This is a genomic window from Pseudomonas sp. UBA6753 (assembly GCF_002453565.1).
GTDB lineage: Bacteria > Pseudomonadota > Gammaproteobacteria > Pseudomonadales > Pseudomonadaceae > Aquipseudomonas > Aquipseudomonas putida_Z.
The window spans coordinates 1-15,695 of sequence record NZ_DKHD01000012.1 but is presented as its reverse complement, the minus strand read 5'-3'; the positions used below and the strand labels follow the sequence as shown (position 1 = coordinate 15,695).

Sequence of the window (15,695 nt, the reverse complement as noted above, 5' to 3'; positions counted from 1 at the left end):
CTTACGAAATTTGCTCTTTGCCCAACAGTGCTGCGTCAGTAGGCCTGCTTGCCGGTAAACGCATTCAACGTGCGCACCAGAATCACGAAATCCAGCCACAGCGACCAGTTGTTGATGTACTCGATGTCCGAGTCCACCCGCTGGATCATCTGCTCGATATCCCTGGTCTCGCCCCTGAACCCACGCACCTGCGCCAGGCCGGTCATGCCAGGCTTGATATTGTGGCGGGCAAAGTAGTCGACGATGTCCTGCGAATACAGCGTGTCATGCTGCAAGGCATGCGGCCGCGGCCCTACGAGCGACATCTCCCCGGTCAGCACATTGAACAACTGCGGCAGTTCATCCAGGCTGGTGCGGCGGATGAAGGCGCCGACCCGGGTCAGCCGCGGGTCGTTCCTCTGCGCCTGCTTCACCACGCCATCTTCCGGCTGATGGACATGCATGCTCCTGAACTTCCAGATGCGGAACGCTTCCCCGGTCCAGCCGGTGCGTTCCTGGCGGAAGAACACCGGGCCGCGGCTATCGAGCTTGATGGCCAGCGCAACGGCCAGCAACACCGGCGATGCCAGCAGCAGGATCAGCGCCGCCAACACCCTGTCCTCGAGGTTCTTCAGGAACAGGCTCATGCCCGTCAGCGGTGTTTCCGACAAGGTCAGCACGGGAATGCCGGCAATTTCCCGCACGCTGTGGTTGATCAGGCGCAACGAGAAGATATCCGGCACCCAGTTCACCGCAATGCACTTGTCGAGCAACTTGAGATACACATCATTGATGACCTCGGAACCGCCCAGTGGGGTCACCAGGTACACCGTGCGGATGCCGTGGCGAGCCACGATATCGTCAAGCTCGGCAACATGCCCGAGTACCGGCATGCGCTGCTTGCCGTCGGCGCTTTCGCGCCCCGGCTCATCGGCGCTGTCGATCAGCACGCAACCCAGCACACGCTCACCGAACCAGGGGTTGTTGCTGATTTTCTGGTACAGGAAGTTGGCCAGGTCACCGGCGCCAATGATCAGGGCGTTGTCCAGGCGGGCATGGGCGGTGAAGCGCTTTTGCAATTCGCGCACGGCAAAGTGCAGGAACAACTGGGCGATGTAGCCAATGATGAACAACTGCACGACCAGCAGCCGCGAATAGGTTTCGCTCTGTTTGGCCAGGAAAGCCATGACTACCAGGAAGCAAAAGGTTACCGACCAAGCCTTGAACAGCCGGAAAGCCTTGATGGAAAGGCCAACGTTGGTACGGTATATCGCATAGTGATCGTAGATGACTGCCAAGGCCCCCACCAGCAACAGCAACATGATCACGTAATCGGAGGTGATGTAGCCAAACTTGTCGTAGATCAGGTACCAGGCGATACCGGTGACTGCAATCCCATCTAGGCCGGCCTGAATGGCGTTACTTACGCTGCTTCTTCTCTGCAACAAGGACCGACTGCTTCTGGGCTCTAGAACCATTTCAGACCTCATCAATTTGCGTGCAGCAAGTGCATTCCACAAACCAGCAAGACTTGACAACGGCTCATGCAAAGCCCGTGAAGCGAAATCCTGCAGCCCCAACCCATTGATCTCACTGTAGCAGCCACCCGCCATCAGTGTGCGCGGATTGTGCCGCTCATACGGGGTGTCTGGCCGCCCCTCCGTCGCGGCGGTACAGCAAGGTACGCAGCAGGAACAACGGGTTGCCCACCACATAACGCATGAACAAACGCTTCGGCTCGCGCAACAGCCGGTACAGCCACTCCCCGCCCAACCGCCGCAGCCACTCGGGCGCCCGGCTGACCTTGCCGCCGAGAAAGTCCAGGATCGCGCCGCCGCACACGATCAGGCACGGCCCGCCAGTTGCTGCCAGCCTTGCCGCCACAACCTCCTGCCTGGGCATGCCCATGCCCAACACGATCAGCTCCGGTTGTCGCTCCCTAGCCAGTTGCAGGTAGGTATCGACGCTGGCAAAGCCATCGTGGACCGACACCGGCACCACCCCGAACATGGCTACACTGCGCTGCACGGCCTGGTCGAGGTAAGGTTGCCGGGTGCCCCAGAACGCGACCCGCCGCCCACGGTAGGCAGCCAGGAGCCGAGGTATGAAGTCGGTGCCATTCATGTTGAGCCCCGGTTCAAGCCCCAGCCGGCGATACAGGATCGCCATGCCGGCCCCGTCGCGCAGCAGCACGTCGGCCACCGACAATGCCTGGTGGCAGGCGCCATCGTGAACCACCAGGTTCATTGCATGGGCATTGACGAAGCCCAGCACGGTCGCGGCTTCCGGGGCGCTCAGCCTGTCCAGCAGGCGCTGCGCGGCAGTGGCATCCGCCACCACTTCGAGCTTGCCGACGAGGGTGCTCCAGCGTTTCTGCCACTCAGCCATCAGCCTTCATCCCGTTTTGAACGTACCCATTCAACCTGGCGCTTGATCAGGAACCGCAGATACAACGGGGCCTTTCTTGCGGCGTAAAACGGCGCGTACAGCAGCACGGAAAACGGGATCAATTCGCGACAGAAGCGCGCCCAGGCCAGTGCGACGGCAAGGCCGAGCAATGCCAGCGCGCAAAGGGCGATCCAGGCAGGTGCTGCCAGGCCGAACAGCAGGTACGCCAACCAGGCCACCAGGTTGAGCCCGAGCAGGCTCAGCACCAGCAACGCCAGGGGCGGCACCAGCAAGTCCAGGGTCATGGCCAGCAAGCTGCCGTTACGCTGGGTGACTGCGGCCAGCGCACGCCTGGGCGCATCGGCCAGCATCAGGCTCAGGTGCCCATGCTCCCAGCGGGTGCGCTGGCTACCCAGGCCTTGCTGGCTGGCAGGGAACCGGCTGCTGACCACGGCCTCGGGGCAGAACACTGGCGGCTTGCCCTGCTGGCACAGGTCCAGGCCCAGTTTCACATCCTCCACCAGATGCCCATTGGCCAGGTCGATCAAGGCCAGGTCACGCCAGCCGAACGCCATGCCAGCGCCCATCAACTGGCAAGGCAGGCCCAACCGTGCCCAACCACGCGGGCGCACCAGGTTCTTGACCCGCCAGGCGAACTCGGCAACCTGCACTGCCAGCCCGGCCCCTGCCGGTGCGTGCATCAGGTACAGCGCCTGCACCGGGCGAGCGACCTCGCGGTAGCGCCGTGCCAGGCGCTCGATCGCCCCCTCGCCCACCTGGCAGTCGGCATCCACCACGATCACCACCTCGGGCGGCTGGCTGGCCAGGTGGCGCACGCCAAAGTCCAGGGCGTAGCCCTTGCCGCGCAACCGCGCATCGCGGCGCTCAACCACTTCGGCACCGGCCTCGCGCGCCAGTTGCGCGGTGTCGTCAGTGCAGTTGTCCGCCACCACCAGCAAGCGGTCGCCAGGCCGCAACTGCGGGGCAATGCTCGCCAGCGTGGCGCCGATCAGCGAAGCCTCGTCATGGGCTGGCACCAGCACGGCCACCTGCGGACGAGCGTTGTTGCCCAACGGCTGCGCGCGCGCTGGCAGGCAAGCCATCAACACCTGCACCAACAGCAGCAGCACCGGCAACAGGGCGATGGCCGCCAGCGTGCCCAATGACCAAGCCAATACACTCATCATGCGGACGCCTTGAAATAGCTGGCCAGCCTGGCCGCCTCGGTATCGATGTCATGCCGTTGCAGCACACGCTGGCGGGCTGCCTCGCCCATGCGCTGCAGCGCTTCGGCAGGTTGCGCCAGGCAGTCGGCCATGGCCGCCGCCAGCTCGTCCACGGCGCCGGCAGGGAACAACCAGCCGTTCTCGCCCGGCCGCACCAGCTCGGGAATGCCTGCCACATAGGTGGTCAGCACTGGCCGGCGCAAGGCCATGGCCTCCATGATCACCACCGGCAACCCCTCGGCAAAGCTGGGCAGCACCAGTGCACGCGCCGCAAGGATTTCCTCGCGCACCTGTGCGCTGCTGAGCCAGCCGGTGATGCGCACCTGCTGCTGCAAGCCGTGCCGGGCAATCAACGCCTCGATCTGCCCACGCATTTCACCGTCGCCGGCCAGCACCAGCTCGAAGGCGATCGACCGCGCGGCCAGTACCCGCGCGGCCTCGAGCAACAGCAACTGGCCTTTCTGTTCGCACAGGCGGCCGACGCACACCAGGCGTGGCGCCGTGGGCACGCCGACCGGCGCCACCTCATGGAAGCTGCGCTCAAGGCCGCAATGCACCACCTTCACCTTGGCCCAGTGGTCGTGTGCCACCCAGCGAAACAACTGGCTGCGCCCGTACGAGCTGACCGCCGCGACAAATGCGGCACGCCGCACCTTCTCGCCCATGTGCAGGAACTGTGGTTTGTCGAACTCTTCCGGCCCGTGCACGGTAAAGCTGTAGGCTGGCCCGCCCAGCACGTTGGCCAGCATCACCACCTCGGTGGAATTGGTGCCGAAATGCGCATGCACATGTTTTGCCTCGCCAGCCTGCAACCACTGCAGCACCTGGCAGGCCTCGGCCAGGTAGACCAGGTGGTAGGGCCAGGCGCGGTCGGCCCGCAGGCCAAGGCGCATGGCCAGCCAAAGCGCCTGGAAGAACCGGCGCGGCTGTGCGCGCAGCACTTGCCAGGCCGGTGCCAGCAAGCCCTTGATGCCACGTTGCAGCACATAGCGGGTCCTGGCCTGTTCGCTCGAGTCCTCGGCATCCTGCAACTCGGCGTCCCACCCGCGCAGGGCAATACGCTGCACCTCTACCCCCTGGCGCTCCAGCGCCAGGATCTCGCGGCGGATGAAACTGTGGCTGACCTTCGGGTACTGGTTAATGAAATAAGCAATGCGCATAGGAATCCAGATCAAGACCCGCGTAATGAACCTTCAGGCCTGCCGTGGCAGGGCCGGCCGTTACTTCAGGCTGTCGATTACCGGCGGCCGGCGCCCCGCCGATGCCACCTCGTCAGGTGCATCCTCCTGTTTCCCTTGTAGCCCAAGGTTGTGACCGCTGCCTGGCAACCTGGCCTGCAAGCGGGTGAAAACATCGTCGAGCAACGCCTGGCGGCGGCGGTACATCGCCCGCTTCTTCGCCGGGATGTCCTGTTCCGCCCGCTGTACCGCGGCCAGCGGGAGGGCGAAGAAATCCGCATGGTTCGACGCAGTAGCGCCGTGCTCCAGCCAGATCACGTCATAATTGGCCGCCAGGTCCTGGCCTTTGTCGTTGCCGAAATACGCGTGCCGATGGTGGCGGCAGGCGTCACTGACGGCATACAGGTGCGCCACGCCCAGGGTCCTGGCCAGGCACTTCAATGCCTCGAGCAACAGGCTGCGCGGGCGCAACCCTTCGAAGTCCTTGGTCAGGTCGCGGTAAATGGCCAATGAGGTTTCGCTGTCGACACCCTTGTGGATGCCCTGCACGGCACCGATGAACAGGCAAAGCTCGCCCTGGCTGCGGCACAGGCTGAACGCCAGGGAGGCCACCCGCAGGTCGCCCTGGAACAGGTTCAATACCAACTCGCCTTCGCGCTTGAACCAGATCGGCCGGTCCAGCACCAGGCGGCAGCCCGGCGAATGGCTGGACAGCTCGCACAGCGTCAGGCTTTCGTCCCGCCCCAGCAGCAACAGCGCCGGAAACTGCCCGGCCAGCACTTCGAAGTGCGAAGCCAGCACCTCCAGGCGCTGCGGGGCTTCCCAGCATTTGCTGAGGTAGGGCCACTGCACGACACCGATGCAATCCACCCCCAGCCGCTGCAAACCTTGTGGGCCCAGCGTCGCCGTCATGCGCTGCAGGAACGCATTCAGCTCAGGCCATTGCCTGGCAATCTGCAGCGTCAACTTGCGTTTGTTGTTCAGCGCCCGCAACGAGTAGCCGGGGTGCAAGGTAAACACGCTTTTCACGATCGTGCCGAGCATCATAGGCCCCTCTCACTTGTACTCGATCAACGTCGATTTGCCGGCCGCGATGCGGTGGCGCAAGAACTTCAGTTGCCCGAGCATTTCCGGGAACTTGCCCAATACCAGGAACACCGCCTGTAGCCAGTTCTCCCGCACCGACTTGCCGCCACGCCGGGCCAGGCGTACGGCCTGCAGCGGGTAGACCAGCAGCAACAGCAGGCTCCAGCCGCCCAGCAGCAGGCAGGCCAGCACGGTCACCGCGGGGATGCCCAGGCCCCACAGCCAGGCCCGGCGCGATTCGCGCAGCCAGTGCCGCTCGGGCAGCTGACCATGCAGGTAGGCCCCTTCGGCATAGGCGTGGCCAGCGCGCAGGCTACGCCGCCACCATTGGCTGAAACGGGTAATGGCGGCGTCGTGCAGGGTCATCTCGGCGTCCAGGCGCCAGACTTTCCAGCCCTTTGCCCGCAGGCGCACGCACAGTTCGGGTTCTTCTCCGGCGATCAGCTCGGGGCGAAAGCCGCCGACCGCGGCGAACGCATCTACCCGCATCAGGGCATCGCCACCGCAGGCCTTGGCCTCGCCGATGGGGGTGTCCCACTCCAGGTCGCACAACAGGTTGTACACCGACCGCTGCGGGAAGCGCTCGCGACGGCGGCCACACACCACCGCCACGTCGGGATGGTCGTCGAGAAACGCCTGCGCCGCGGGCAGCCAGCCGCTATCCACCTCGCAATCGCCATCGACGAACTGCACCAGTTGCATCGACGGCAGCCGCCGCTGCAAGGCGAAAAAGCCTTCGTTACGGGCGCGTGCGGCAGTAAACGGGGTGCCCAGGTCCAGCGCCAGTACCTCTACCCCCAGTCTGCGGGCCAAGTGCAGTGAACCATCGGTGGAGCCCGAATCGACGTACATGACCTTGTCCGTCCCCTTCAGCAGCGAACGCAGGCAACGCTCCAGGCGCTGGCCTTCGTTGCGGCCAATGACCACCACACCGACCCCGCTCGCCATGGGTTTCACTCGACGGGCGCCGTGGCGGCCGGTTGCCTGGCCTTGATGATGGCCGGCACCCCCACCGCCAGCGAATTGTCCGGCACATCCACCAGCACAACGGCATTGGCACCGATGATCACGTTGTTGCCGATACGGATGCTACCGAGCACCTTGGCGCCGGTGCCGATATCGACGTTGTTGCCGAACACCGGTGCAATCGGCTCGTCGACGTTCTTCAGGCCCACCACCACCCCATTGCGGATACGGCAGTCATCGCCAAAGCGGGCATAGCCGCTGATGACGATGCCGCCAAAATGGTCGATGACAAAGTTGCGGCCGATCACCACCTCGCACGGCAGCTCCACACCCGTGATGATCTGCACGAACTTGAACAGGACCTTGTAGATGAGCGAAAACAGCTTGCGCAGCAGTGCCGGGCGCACCCCATAGCGCCAGCGGCCGAAGCGGTACACCAGCAGTACCCAGAAGCCCTGGGCGCCCCAGTCGCCACCGTGGGCACGCAGGTCGGCACGAATATTCTCGAACATGGCTCCACCTACCTTGTCGGTTGGCTGGCGTACCGGGTCTTGAACAACAGAGACCAGGTCGCCCGGCAGTGACGCCAGCAGGCCTGTATCGCGCCCCGGCCGCGTCGTTTCAACAGCGCCTTTAGTGCCAGCACCAGGTCGCCCAAGGTGACCAGCAGCATGTGCAGGGCCAGGCCCGCCAGCCCGTGATGCTTGCGGAAGTACAGCAGCTCGCTTTCGATCTGGTATGACGAGATCTGCCGGCTGGCCGCCTCAAGTTCGGCCACCGATCTGGAGCTTTCCCCACCGATGTGCACCACCGTGGTATGCGGGTAGAACACCACCTTCCAGCCGGCCGCCTTCACCCGCTTGCAGTGGTCGACCTCTTCGTAATAAAGAAAGTAGCGCGGGTCGAACAGGCCCACCTGGTCGAGCACTTCGCGGCGCACCAGGTAGAAGCAGCCAGGCAGCCAGTCGCACTCGCGGACCGAAGCGTGGTCCCAGTTCATTTCGTCGACCATCTTCAGGCCGGGGAACAAGCGCCCCAGCCCGGTACGCCCGACGAACACGTTGAGCGGTGTGGGGAAGTAGCGGCAACTGGGCTGCAGGTCGCCGTCGCGGCCCTCCAGGCGCACCCCCAGCACCCCGCACTCCGGGTGGGCTTCCATGTAGTCGAGGGTTTTCTGCAAGGAATCGGCGGCGACGAAGGCGTCGGTGTTCAGCAGCAAGGCGTACTTGCCCTTCAGGTGCGCCAACAGCTGGTTGTTGGCCCGGCCGAACCCCACGTTCTGCCTGTTGCTCAGCAGCAGCGCCTGCGGGCACACCTCGGCCATGCGCTGCAGCGAGTCATCGACCGAGGCATTGTCCACCACCAGGTAGCTGGCCAGCCGTTCGCTGTCGGCGCGGCGCAGCGCATCGAACATCGGCTGCAGCAGCCTGGCCGTGTTGAAGTTGACCACCATGACGTCCACAGGTTTGCTAGCCATTGTTGCCATCCCTCGAAGAAGTCCCCGCGCCTTTGCAGCATCAGCACAACATTCCTCACACCACGGCTTCCCTGGCCGCGCTCATCCTGGCATCGAGGTGGTCGGCCAGGCGTACCGCAAACTGCAGCAGCGGCATGGTCGGGTTGGAGGCCCCGCCCGTGGCAAAGATGCTGCTGCCGGCGATGTAAAGGTTTTCGGTACCGAACACCTTGCAGTTGGTATCGACAACACCGAACTGCGCCGACGACGCCATGCGCGTGGTACCCATGTGGTGGGCATGTGGCGACAGCTTCAGCGGTATCGAGGTGTCATAAACGAAGTCATTGAGCTTGATGAAGCCCAGGTTCATGTCCGCCCATTGCTTGGCCAGTTCACTGCCAATGCACTTGATGGTGTGCCGGTCATCAGCGCTCAGGGCCCAGTTGACATTGACCTTGGCCACGCCCAGTGCGTCCTTCTCGTCCAGCAGCGAAATGCGGCTGCGCAGGTTGGGGAACTGCTCGATCATGGTGCTGATGACACCGTCACCGGGGCAACTGAACTTGGTCACGAAGGCGATCTTGCTGGCGACCCCCATGTCGCAGGCCAGGTTCTCCAGAAAATGCTTCACCTCGGCAGTACGACCATAGGTTTGTACATCGGCCAGCAAGGCGGCCCTGACATTGCCTTTACCTGCCTTGTATTCGTCAACGAAAGCATCGGTGGTGTAGTACTCGCGCGGCTCGGGGTCCAGCCCCGACTTGAGGATGAAAGTCCCAAGGTCAATGTTCAGATGCTCCATGAAGCACCGGCCGACCAGCCCGTCCTTGCTCACGACCCCCGCCGCCAGCAACGACTCGCTGTTGAGCAGTTGCCGGGCATTCTCGATGGCACCGGTGGCCAGCACGAAGTTTTTCGCAACCAGGCGCTGGCGATTGCACGCGTAATCGGACAGTACGACTGCGGCCAGGTGGCCGGAGGCCTGGTCGAACTCCAGGTTCACGCAATTGCAGTTGATGAACACGTCCAGGCCTTGGGTCTGTTCCAGGGCCGTGGCGTACTTTTGCGCAAAACGCGTGGGCGGGCTGAGCAGAAAGCGGTCTGGCTCGAATTCTCCGCCGTCGAGGCCAGCATTCAACGCGTGAAAATCCGACCCGGGCGGCAGGTCGACGATATCCATGGCAGCAGGCAGGTAGCCTGCTATCTCCGAGTAGGGAATGGGCCAGCCAGGCAGGTCGCCAATAGGGGGAACGGCGAAGTCCGAGGGGCTGAACGGCCGGCAACGGCCGGCCCAATGGTTGGATGTGCCGCCCAGGTAACGCAGGCGAGCCTCCCCGGCGTACAGCTCCAGGCCAGTGGATGCACAGGCGTACAAGGCTTGCGAGTTCGCCGAATATTCACGCCCGCCACCTTCGGCAAGCAGTACGCTCCAGCCGGCTGCAGCCAGGCGCAGCCCCAGGGTGATGCCCGCGGGGCCGGCACCGATGATGCAGACATCGTAACTGTCGCGCAGGGCCTTCTGCTGCTGATAATCCTTGATCATGGGTGTTCGTTCCGGAAGTAGCGAGACGGCAATACCCAGCCGTTGATCACCACGAACCCGGGCCTGCCGGCAGGTTGGCTGGCGGCGGCGGGCGTAGCAGCGAACACCAAACCACCAACCCCCAGCAACACGCAACTCTGGAGAAATCCTCTACGGCCCGTTTGCGCAGTGCAAAAAGTAAGCTTCCCCATGACACAGTGACCTGCACCTTTGAAAGATTTACCCGACAAGCCGCATTACTACCGCCAGTCCCCGGGGCCAGCGTCACAATCGACGGCATGGCGTCGATCTCTGACCGATTGGCTAAAAGGTCACTATAGTTTCAATCAGCCACGATGCTAGCCGTTGCCCACCGACGCATAGGTGCACATAGCCAATGCCTGAACATTTTCGTGCGTTGATCGTCATCCTGTTTCTGGCGAGCGTGGTCTTCCTGCTGGCGCGGCGGCCTGCCACCGACCTGATCCCGCTCAGCGACTTCAAGCGCCGGCGCAACCTTTGGTTCCTGCTTACCCTGCTGGCGTTCTTCTCGCACAGCTTCTGGCTGTACCTGGGTGCTGGCGCCGTCATCCTGTACATCGCCGGGCGCCGCGAACACAACCCCATGGCGCTGTTCTACATGCTGCTGTTCCTGGTCCCGCCGGCTTCGGTGCAGGTGCCCGGCTTTGGCGTGGTCAATTACCTGGTCGACCTCAACCATATCCGCCTGCTGACCCTGTGCGTGCTGCTGCCGGCGGCACTGGCCCTGCGCCGGCAAGGCGACACCCTGCGCTTCGGCCGCACCTGGCCCGACAGGCTGTTGGCGGCCGGCCTGCTGCTGATGAGCGTGCTTTACCTGCGCGAAACCACCCTGACCGACACCCTGCGCCAGACGCTGTACCTGTATGTCGACGTGCTACTGCCGTATTACGTGGCCAGCCGTGGCCTGCGCCAGATCAGCGACTTCAAGGACACCCTGCTGGCCTTCGTGCTTGCCTCCTTCGTCCTGGCCCTGATCGGCGTGGCCGAGTACGTGCGCCACTGGCTGCTGTACAGCGCCCTGGTCGACGCCATGGGCGTGCCGTGGAGCATGTCCGGCTACCTGAGCCGTGGCGGTTCGCTGCGCGCCAGCGTCACCACCGGGCAGGCGATTGCCCTGGGCTATGTGATGAGCGTGGCCATCGGCCTGTTCCTGTTCGTCCAGGGTTACGTGCGCCGCCCCCTGCAGCGGGCGCTGGGCGCCCTGCTGCTGGCCGCCGGGCTGTTCGCGCCACTGTCCCGTGGCCCGTGGATCGGCGCCGTGGTCATCGTGGTGGTGTTCATTGCCCTGGGCAAAGGTGCGGTCAGGCGCCTGGCGCTGCTCGCCGCGGCCGGCGTGCTGGCCCTGCCCTTGCTGACCATCGTGCCCGGTGGCGACAAGGTACTGGACATGCTGCCGTTCATTGGCAACCTCGAGAAAGAGAACATCACCTACCGCGCAAGGCTGATGGACAACTCGTGGATCGTCATCCAGCGCAACCCGCTGTTCGGCTCGTTCGACTTCCGCAACACCCCGGAAATGCAATCGATGATCCAGGGTGAAGGCATCATCGACATCGTCAACACCTACATCAACCTGGCGCTGCGGGTAGGGCTGGTCGGGCTTGGCCTGTTCGTGGCGTTCTTCGCCGCCGTACTGCACGGCATCCGCAAGGCCATGCGCAGTTTCCCCGACAAGGACGACGAACAACACCAGCTCGGCCGGGCATTGCTGGCGACACTGATCGGCATCCTGGTGATCATCTTCACCGTCAGCAGCATCACCTTCATCCCGGTGGTGTACTGGACTGTCGCCGGGCTGGGCGTGGCCTACATCCAGATGGTCCGCAGGCTGCACAGCAGCCAGGCCATCGCGCTGGCCGACCCCGGCCTTCAACCAAGGTGACAGTCATGAGCCTGTTCCCCCTGCGCAGCCGGGGTTTTCAAACCCTGCTGCGGGTTTCGGCCATTGCCGGCCTGGCCTTGCTGCCGCTCACCGGCTGGGCATCGGCGTGGCAAGTCAGTGTCGATGAACAGAACGGCCTGCCCATGGTGACCCGCGGCGGTGGGCCGGTGATGAAAGCCAAGTTCGACTTCTGGGCAGCCAACTGGAGCTGGACCGGTTTCTCCACCACGTTCAAGGTCAATGGCCCCTACCACTACACGCTGCAGGGCAAGAACAAGGAGCTGGACTTCGACCTGGCGGCGGATATCCGCAAGGAGCAGGCGCAAACCCTGAGCTGGGCCTTCGACCTCGACGCCCATAGCCGCCAGGCCGGGGTGATGGGCGGCGGCATGGTGTTCGAGTTCGACCCTGCGCAAATTGCCGGCGAGATGGGCACCCCGCAGCTGCTGCCCGGCAACCGTGGCTGGTCGTGGGGCAAGGCTGACCAGGGCCGGCGCATCGAAATGCGCTTCGACCCACCGCTGGCCAAGGTGTATTTCGAGCGCGGCAACCCGTCCGAACTGCGTGCGTTCATCTACAGCGACCCGATCAACGCCGGTCGGCAGCAGATCAAGGCGGTGCTGAACATTACCGGCGACATCGACCTGGGGCCCACGCCCAGCGAACGCTTCGGTCTGGCCGACCCCGCCGGTTGGCCCGACGACCAACTGGACTGGCGCACCTCGCCAGTGGACCTGTCATTCCTCAACGCTGCGGAAAAGCCTGCCGGCAAGCACGGCTTCGTCAAGGCTGTGGGCGAGCAGCTGATGTTCGAAAACAACACCCCGGTGCGCTTCTGGGGCACCAACCTGTCCGCCTATTCGCTGTTCAAGAGCCCCGACGAAGAAATCCGCCAACAGGCCAAGCGCCTGTCGGCACTGGGTTTCAACCTGGTGCGTTTGCACCACCACGACTCGCCCTGGGTCAGCCCGAACGTGTTTGGCGACGGCACCCTGGTGCGCGATACCCAGCAGCTCAGTGCCGAATCGCTGCGCAAGCTGGACATGTGGATCAACGCGCTCAAGGACGAAGGCATCTATATCTGGCTGGACCTGCACGTGCAGCGGGCACTTACCGTCAATGACAACATCGATGACTTCAAGGAACTGGCCAAGGGCGAGAACCACGTCGACCTGAAGGGATACGCCTATGTGAACCGCAGTATCCAACAGGCGATGAAACGCTTTGCCGAGCAGTACCTGACCCATGTGAACGAATACACCGGCCTGGCCTACAAGGACGACCCGGCCATCGCTGCCGTACTGCTCACCAATGAGAACGACCTCACCCAGCATTATGGTAACGCCCTGATGCCGAACAAGGATGTGCCGCACCACAGCGAGCGCTACATGGAAGCTGCCAAAGCCTTCGCCAAACAATACGACCTGCCCACCGACCTCACCTGGCGCGCCTGGGAGCATGGCCCTTCGAAGCTGTTTCTCAACGACCTGGAACAGCGCTTCAACGCCGACATGATCAGCCACCTGCGCGGCCTCGGCGTGAAAGTACCGATTGCCACCACCAGTACCTGGGGCGGCAATGGCCTGAGCGCGCTGCCGGCGCTGACCGCAGGCGATGTCATCGATGCCCATGCCTACGGTGCCAATGGGCAACTGGAGAAGAACCCGTTGACCAGCGACGGCATGATCAACTGGCTCGCCGCCGCCCAGGTAGTCGGCAAGCCGCTGACCGTCTCCGAGTGGAACGCCGAACCCTTCCCGCTGCCCGACCGCCACTCGCTGCCGCTGTACGTGGCCGGCACCGCCGCCCACCAGGGCTGGGACGCCATGCTGCAGTACGCCTACAGCCAGCAAGCCTTCAACCCAGGCTGGCGCACGGCGGACAACTGGCACGCGTACAACGACCCGGCGATGATCGCCACCCTGCCCGCTGCCGCCCTGCTCTATCGCCGCGCGGACGTGAAGCCGGCCACGACCCGCTATGTGTTCGCGCCGACACCCGCCACCCTGTACAACCAGGAGATCACCCCGCGCACTTCAGCGCTGCTGCGCACGGCCATGGAAAAGGGCCAACTGCAGATCGCCCTGCCACAGACGCCGGAGTTGCCCTGGCTGAAGCCCGCCGCCATCCCTGCCGGCGCGCAGGTACTGCAGGACCCGGGGCAGTCCTTGCTGCCAGCCGACGCCACGCAAGCGCTCAGCGACACGGGCGAGCTCAAGCGCAACTGGCAACAGGGCATCTATACCATCGACACACCCCTGACCCAGGCCGCCACTGGCTGGCTGGGAGGTCGCTCGATCAGCCTGGGCGCCATCCAGGTGCAAGCACGAACGCCGTACGCCAGCGTCGTGGTGCAAAGCCTGGACGGCAAGCCCCTGGGCCAGTCACGCGAACTGCTGCTGTCGCTGGGTACCCGTGCCGTGCCCAAGGCCGATTACAAGACGCCGTTCAACGTCGAGCCGCTTGCCGGCACCTTGAGCATCAAGGCGCCTGCTGGCCTGAAACTGTTCGCCCGGGACGCGCAGGCACAGTTGAAACCGTTGCCGATGGCTTACCAGGATGGGCACTACAGCATCACGTTCGACGGCAAGTACATGTCCAACTGGCTGTTCTTGAAATAGGGTATATGGCCATCTACCCTCACCACAGACCTGTAGCTGAAAAGCGCGGCTGTACAACAGCAGAGTCCGGGAGGCATGGATGAAGTTTCTGGTTGTCGGTGGCGCAGGCTACATTGGCTCGCACATGGTCAAGCACTTGCTCGTTGCGGGCCATGAGGTGGTGGTGGCGGACCTGGTATCGCCCGGCCCCGGCGTCCAGTGGGTGAAACTGGACATCGCCGACGAACCCGCCCTGGATGTGCTGTTCGGGGTTTGCCGTTTCGACGCCGTGTTCCACTTTGCCTCGTTCATTCAGGTGGGCGAGTCGGTCAGCGTGCCCGGCAAGTATTACCAGAACAATGTCGCGGCCACCCTTTCCCTCCTGCAGGCCATGGTGAATGCCGGTATCAGGCACCTGGTGTTTTCTTCCAGCGCGGCCGTTTACGGCAACCCGCAGTACGTGCCGATCGACGAAACGCATGCCAAGGGGCCGATCAACCCGTACGGGTTGAGCAAATGGATGGTCGAACAGATTCTCGAGGACTTCGACCGGGCGTACGGCTTGAAGTCGGTATGCCTGCGTTACTTCAACGCAGCCGGCGCAGACCCGCAAGGCCAGCTGGGAGAGCGCCATGACCCGGAAACCCACCTGATTCCGTTGATTCTGCAGGTCGCTTCGGGCCGGCGTGATGCGGTAACGGTATTTGGCCGCGACTACGACACGCCGGATGGTACCTGCATACGCGACTATGTACATGTGGCCGACCTGGCGGCGGCCCATGCGCTGGCGGTGGATTACCTGCTGGCGGGTGGCGAGCGAACCGCGTTCAACCTGGGCAATGGGCTGGGCTTTTCGGTGCAGCAGGTGATCGATACGGCCCGGGCGGTGACCGGCCGGCAGATCCGCACCCTTGATGCCCCCCGCCGCCCCGGCGACCCGCCCCGGTTGGTGGCGGATGCCGGCAAGGCCATGCGCATGCTCGGCTGGCGGCCGGAGTTTGCCACGCTGGAATCGATTGTGCGACATGCGTGGCAGTGGGAGTTGCAGTACCCCTGGGTTCAGCGCCAAAGCTGAGATTGTGGGGCTCGCTACCCAGCTGAAGGAATGCGCCCTACCTGTGGGCATGCCCGCGAACACCGGCCTAGCCGGTGCCACCCACCGCGTCGCCTGCTTCGCGGGCATGCCCGCTCCCACAGGGTGCCCACCAGCTGAAGGAATGCGCTGTACCTGTGGGAGCGGGTTTACCCGCGAACACCGGCGCAGCCGGTGCCATCCACCGCGTCGCCTGCTTCGCGGGCTTGCCCGCTCCCACAGGTACTGCGCTGGCTTCGGGATCACGCTGTACCTGTGGGAGCGGCCTTAGCCGCGA

Annotated in this window: 12 protein-coding genes; 3 read left to right on the top strand and 9 right to left on the bottom strand. The window is 64.0% G+C overall.

Features of this window, described 5'->3' with window-relative positions; translation table 11 throughout:
• Window positions 1-35: 35 nt before the first annotated feature.
• The 9 genes from B2790_RS05975 to B2790_RS05935 form a co-directional block, all read right to left on the bottom strand.
• Complete coding sequence (locus B2790_RS05975) at window positions 36-1,457, bottom strand: undecaprenyl-phosphate glucose phosphotransferase (protein ID WP_286918446.1); 1,422 nt, start codon at window positions 1,455-1,457, stop codon at window positions 36-38.
• Between the two features lie 157 nt (window positions 1,458-1,614).
• A complete protein-coding gene (locus B2790_RS05970) occupies window positions 1,615-2,367 on the bottom strand; it encodes a WecB/TagA/CpsF family glycosyltransferase (RefSeq protein ID WP_286918445.1) in 753 nt (250 codons plus the stop codon).
• On the bottom strand, window positions 2,367-3,554 hold the full coding sequence (locus B2790_RS05965) for a glycosyltransferase family 2 protein (protein ID WP_286918444.1): 1,188 nt from the start codon (window positions 3,552-3,554) through the stop codon (window positions 2,367-2,369). Before B2790_RS05965 ends, B2790_RS05970 begins: the two co-directional genes overlap by 1 nt.
• The gene (locus tag B2790_RS05960; protein WP_286918443.1) at window positions 3,551-4,753 is read right to left on the bottom strand and encodes a glycosyltransferase; all 1,203 of its coding nucleotides are present in this window, start codon (window positions 4,751-4,753) and stop codon (window positions 3,551-3,553) included. Before B2790_RS05960 ends, B2790_RS05965 begins: the two co-directional genes overlap by 4 nt.
• Window positions 4,754-4,813: 60 nt before the next feature.
• A complete protein-coding gene (locus B2790_RS05955; protein ID WP_286918442.1) occupies window positions 4,814-5,818 on the bottom strand; it encodes a VirK/YbjX family protein in 1,005 nt (334 codons plus the stop codon).
• 9 nt (window positions 5,819-5,827) lie between these two features.
• Window positions 5,828-6,805 carry a glycosyltransferase family 2 protein gene (locus tag B2790_RS05950; protein WP_286918441.1) on the bottom strand — a complete coding sequence of 326 codons (978 nt, stop codon included), beginning with the start codon at window positions 6,803-6,805 and terminating at the stop codon, window positions 5,828-5,830.
• A 5-nt stretch (window positions 6,806-6,810) separates the two neighbouring features.
• Window positions 6,811-7,335: a serine O-acetyltransferase gene (locus B2790_RS05945; RefSeq protein ID WP_286918440.1), complete on the bottom strand. Its 525-nt coding sequence runs from the start codon at window positions 7,333-7,335 to the stop codon at window positions 6,811-6,813.
• An 8-nt stretch (window positions 7,336-7,343) separates the two neighbouring features.
• Window positions 7,344-8,300, bottom strand: coding sequence for a glycosyltransferase family 2 protein (locus B2790_RS05940; RefSeq protein ID WP_137163860.1), 957 nt, complete (start codon window positions 8,298-8,300; stop codon window positions 7,344-7,346).
• Between the two features lie 55 nt (window positions 8,301-8,355).
• A complete protein-coding gene (locus tag B2790_RS05935; protein ID WP_286918439.1) occupies window positions 8,356-9,822 on the bottom strand; it encodes an FAD-dependent oxidoreductase in 1,467 nt (488 codons plus the stop codon).
• Window positions 9,823-10,198: 376 nt separating this feature from the next.
• On the opposite strand from B2790_RS05935, the gene B2790_RS05930 reads away from it, so the two are divergent.
• The 3 genes from B2790_RS05930 (at window position 10,199) to galE (ending at window position 15,400) form a co-directional block, all read left to right on the top strand.
• On the top strand, window positions 10,199-11,725 hold the full coding sequence (locus B2790_RS05930; protein WP_286918438.1) for an O-antigen ligase family protein: 1,527 nt from the start codon (window positions 10,199-10,201) through the stop codon (window positions 11,723-11,725).
• 5 nt (window positions 11,726-11,730) lie between these two features.
• Window positions 11,731-14,346, top strand: coding sequence for a cellulase family glycosylhydrolase (locus B2790_RS05925; protein ID WP_286918437.1), 2,616 nt, complete (start codon window positions 11,731-11,733; stop codon window positions 14,344-14,346).
• Between the two features lie 79 nt (window positions 14,347-14,425).
• Entirely contained in the window at window positions 14,426-15,400 is a 975-nt protein-coding gene (gene galE, locus B2790_RS05920) for a UDP-glucose 4-epimerase GalE (protein WP_286918436.1), read from the top strand.
• Window positions 15,401-15,695: the final 295 nt, after the last annotated feature.

Coding starts and splice junctions, on each gene's coding strand:
- B2790_RS05975 (WP_286918446.1), bottom strand. CDS start 1,457: ATGGTTCTAGAGCCCAGAAGCAGTCGGTCCTTGTTGCAGAGAAGAAGC.
- B2790_RS05970 (WP_286918445.1), bottom strand. CDS start 2,367: ATGGCTGAGTGGCAGAAACGCTGGAGCACCCTCGTCGGCAAGCTCGAA.
- B2790_RS05965 (WP_286918444.1), bottom strand. CDS start 3,554: ATGATGAGTGTATTGGCTTGGTCATTGGGCACGCTGGCGGCCATCGCC.
- B2790_RS05960 (WP_286918443.1), bottom strand. CDS start 4,753: ATGCGCATTGCTTATTTCATTAACCAGTACCCGAAGGTCAGCCACAGT.
- B2790_RS05955 (WP_286918442.1), bottom strand. CDS start 5,818: ATGATGCTCGGCACGATCGTGAAAAGCGTGTTTACCTTGCACCCCGGC.
- B2790_RS05950 (WP_286918441.1), bottom strand. CDS start 6,805: ATGGCGAGCGGGGTCGGTGTGGTGGTCATTGGCCGCAACGAAGGCCAG.
- B2790_RS05945 (WP_286918440.1), bottom strand. CDS start 7,335: ATGTTCGAGAATATTCGTGCCGACCTGCGTGCCCACGGTGGCGACTGG.
- B2790_RS05940 (WP_137163860.1), bottom strand. CDS start 8,300: ATGGCTAGCAAACCTGTGGACGTCATGGTGGTCAACTTCAACACGGCC.
- B2790_RS05935 (WP_286918439.1), bottom strand. CDS start 9,822: ATGATCAAGGATTATCAGCAGCAGAAGGCCCTGCGCGACAGTTACGAT.
- B2790_RS05930 (WP_286918438.1), top strand. CDS start 10,199: ATGCCTGAACATTTTCGTGCGTTGATCGTCATCCTGTTTCTGGCGAGC.
- B2790_RS05925 (WP_286918437.1), top strand. CDS start 11,731: ATGAGCCTGTTCCCCCTGCGCAGCCGGGGTTTTCAAACCCTGCTGCGG.
- galE (WP_286918436.1), top strand. CDS start 14,426: ATGAAGTTTCTGGTTGTCGGTGGCGCAGGCTACATTGGCTCGCACATG.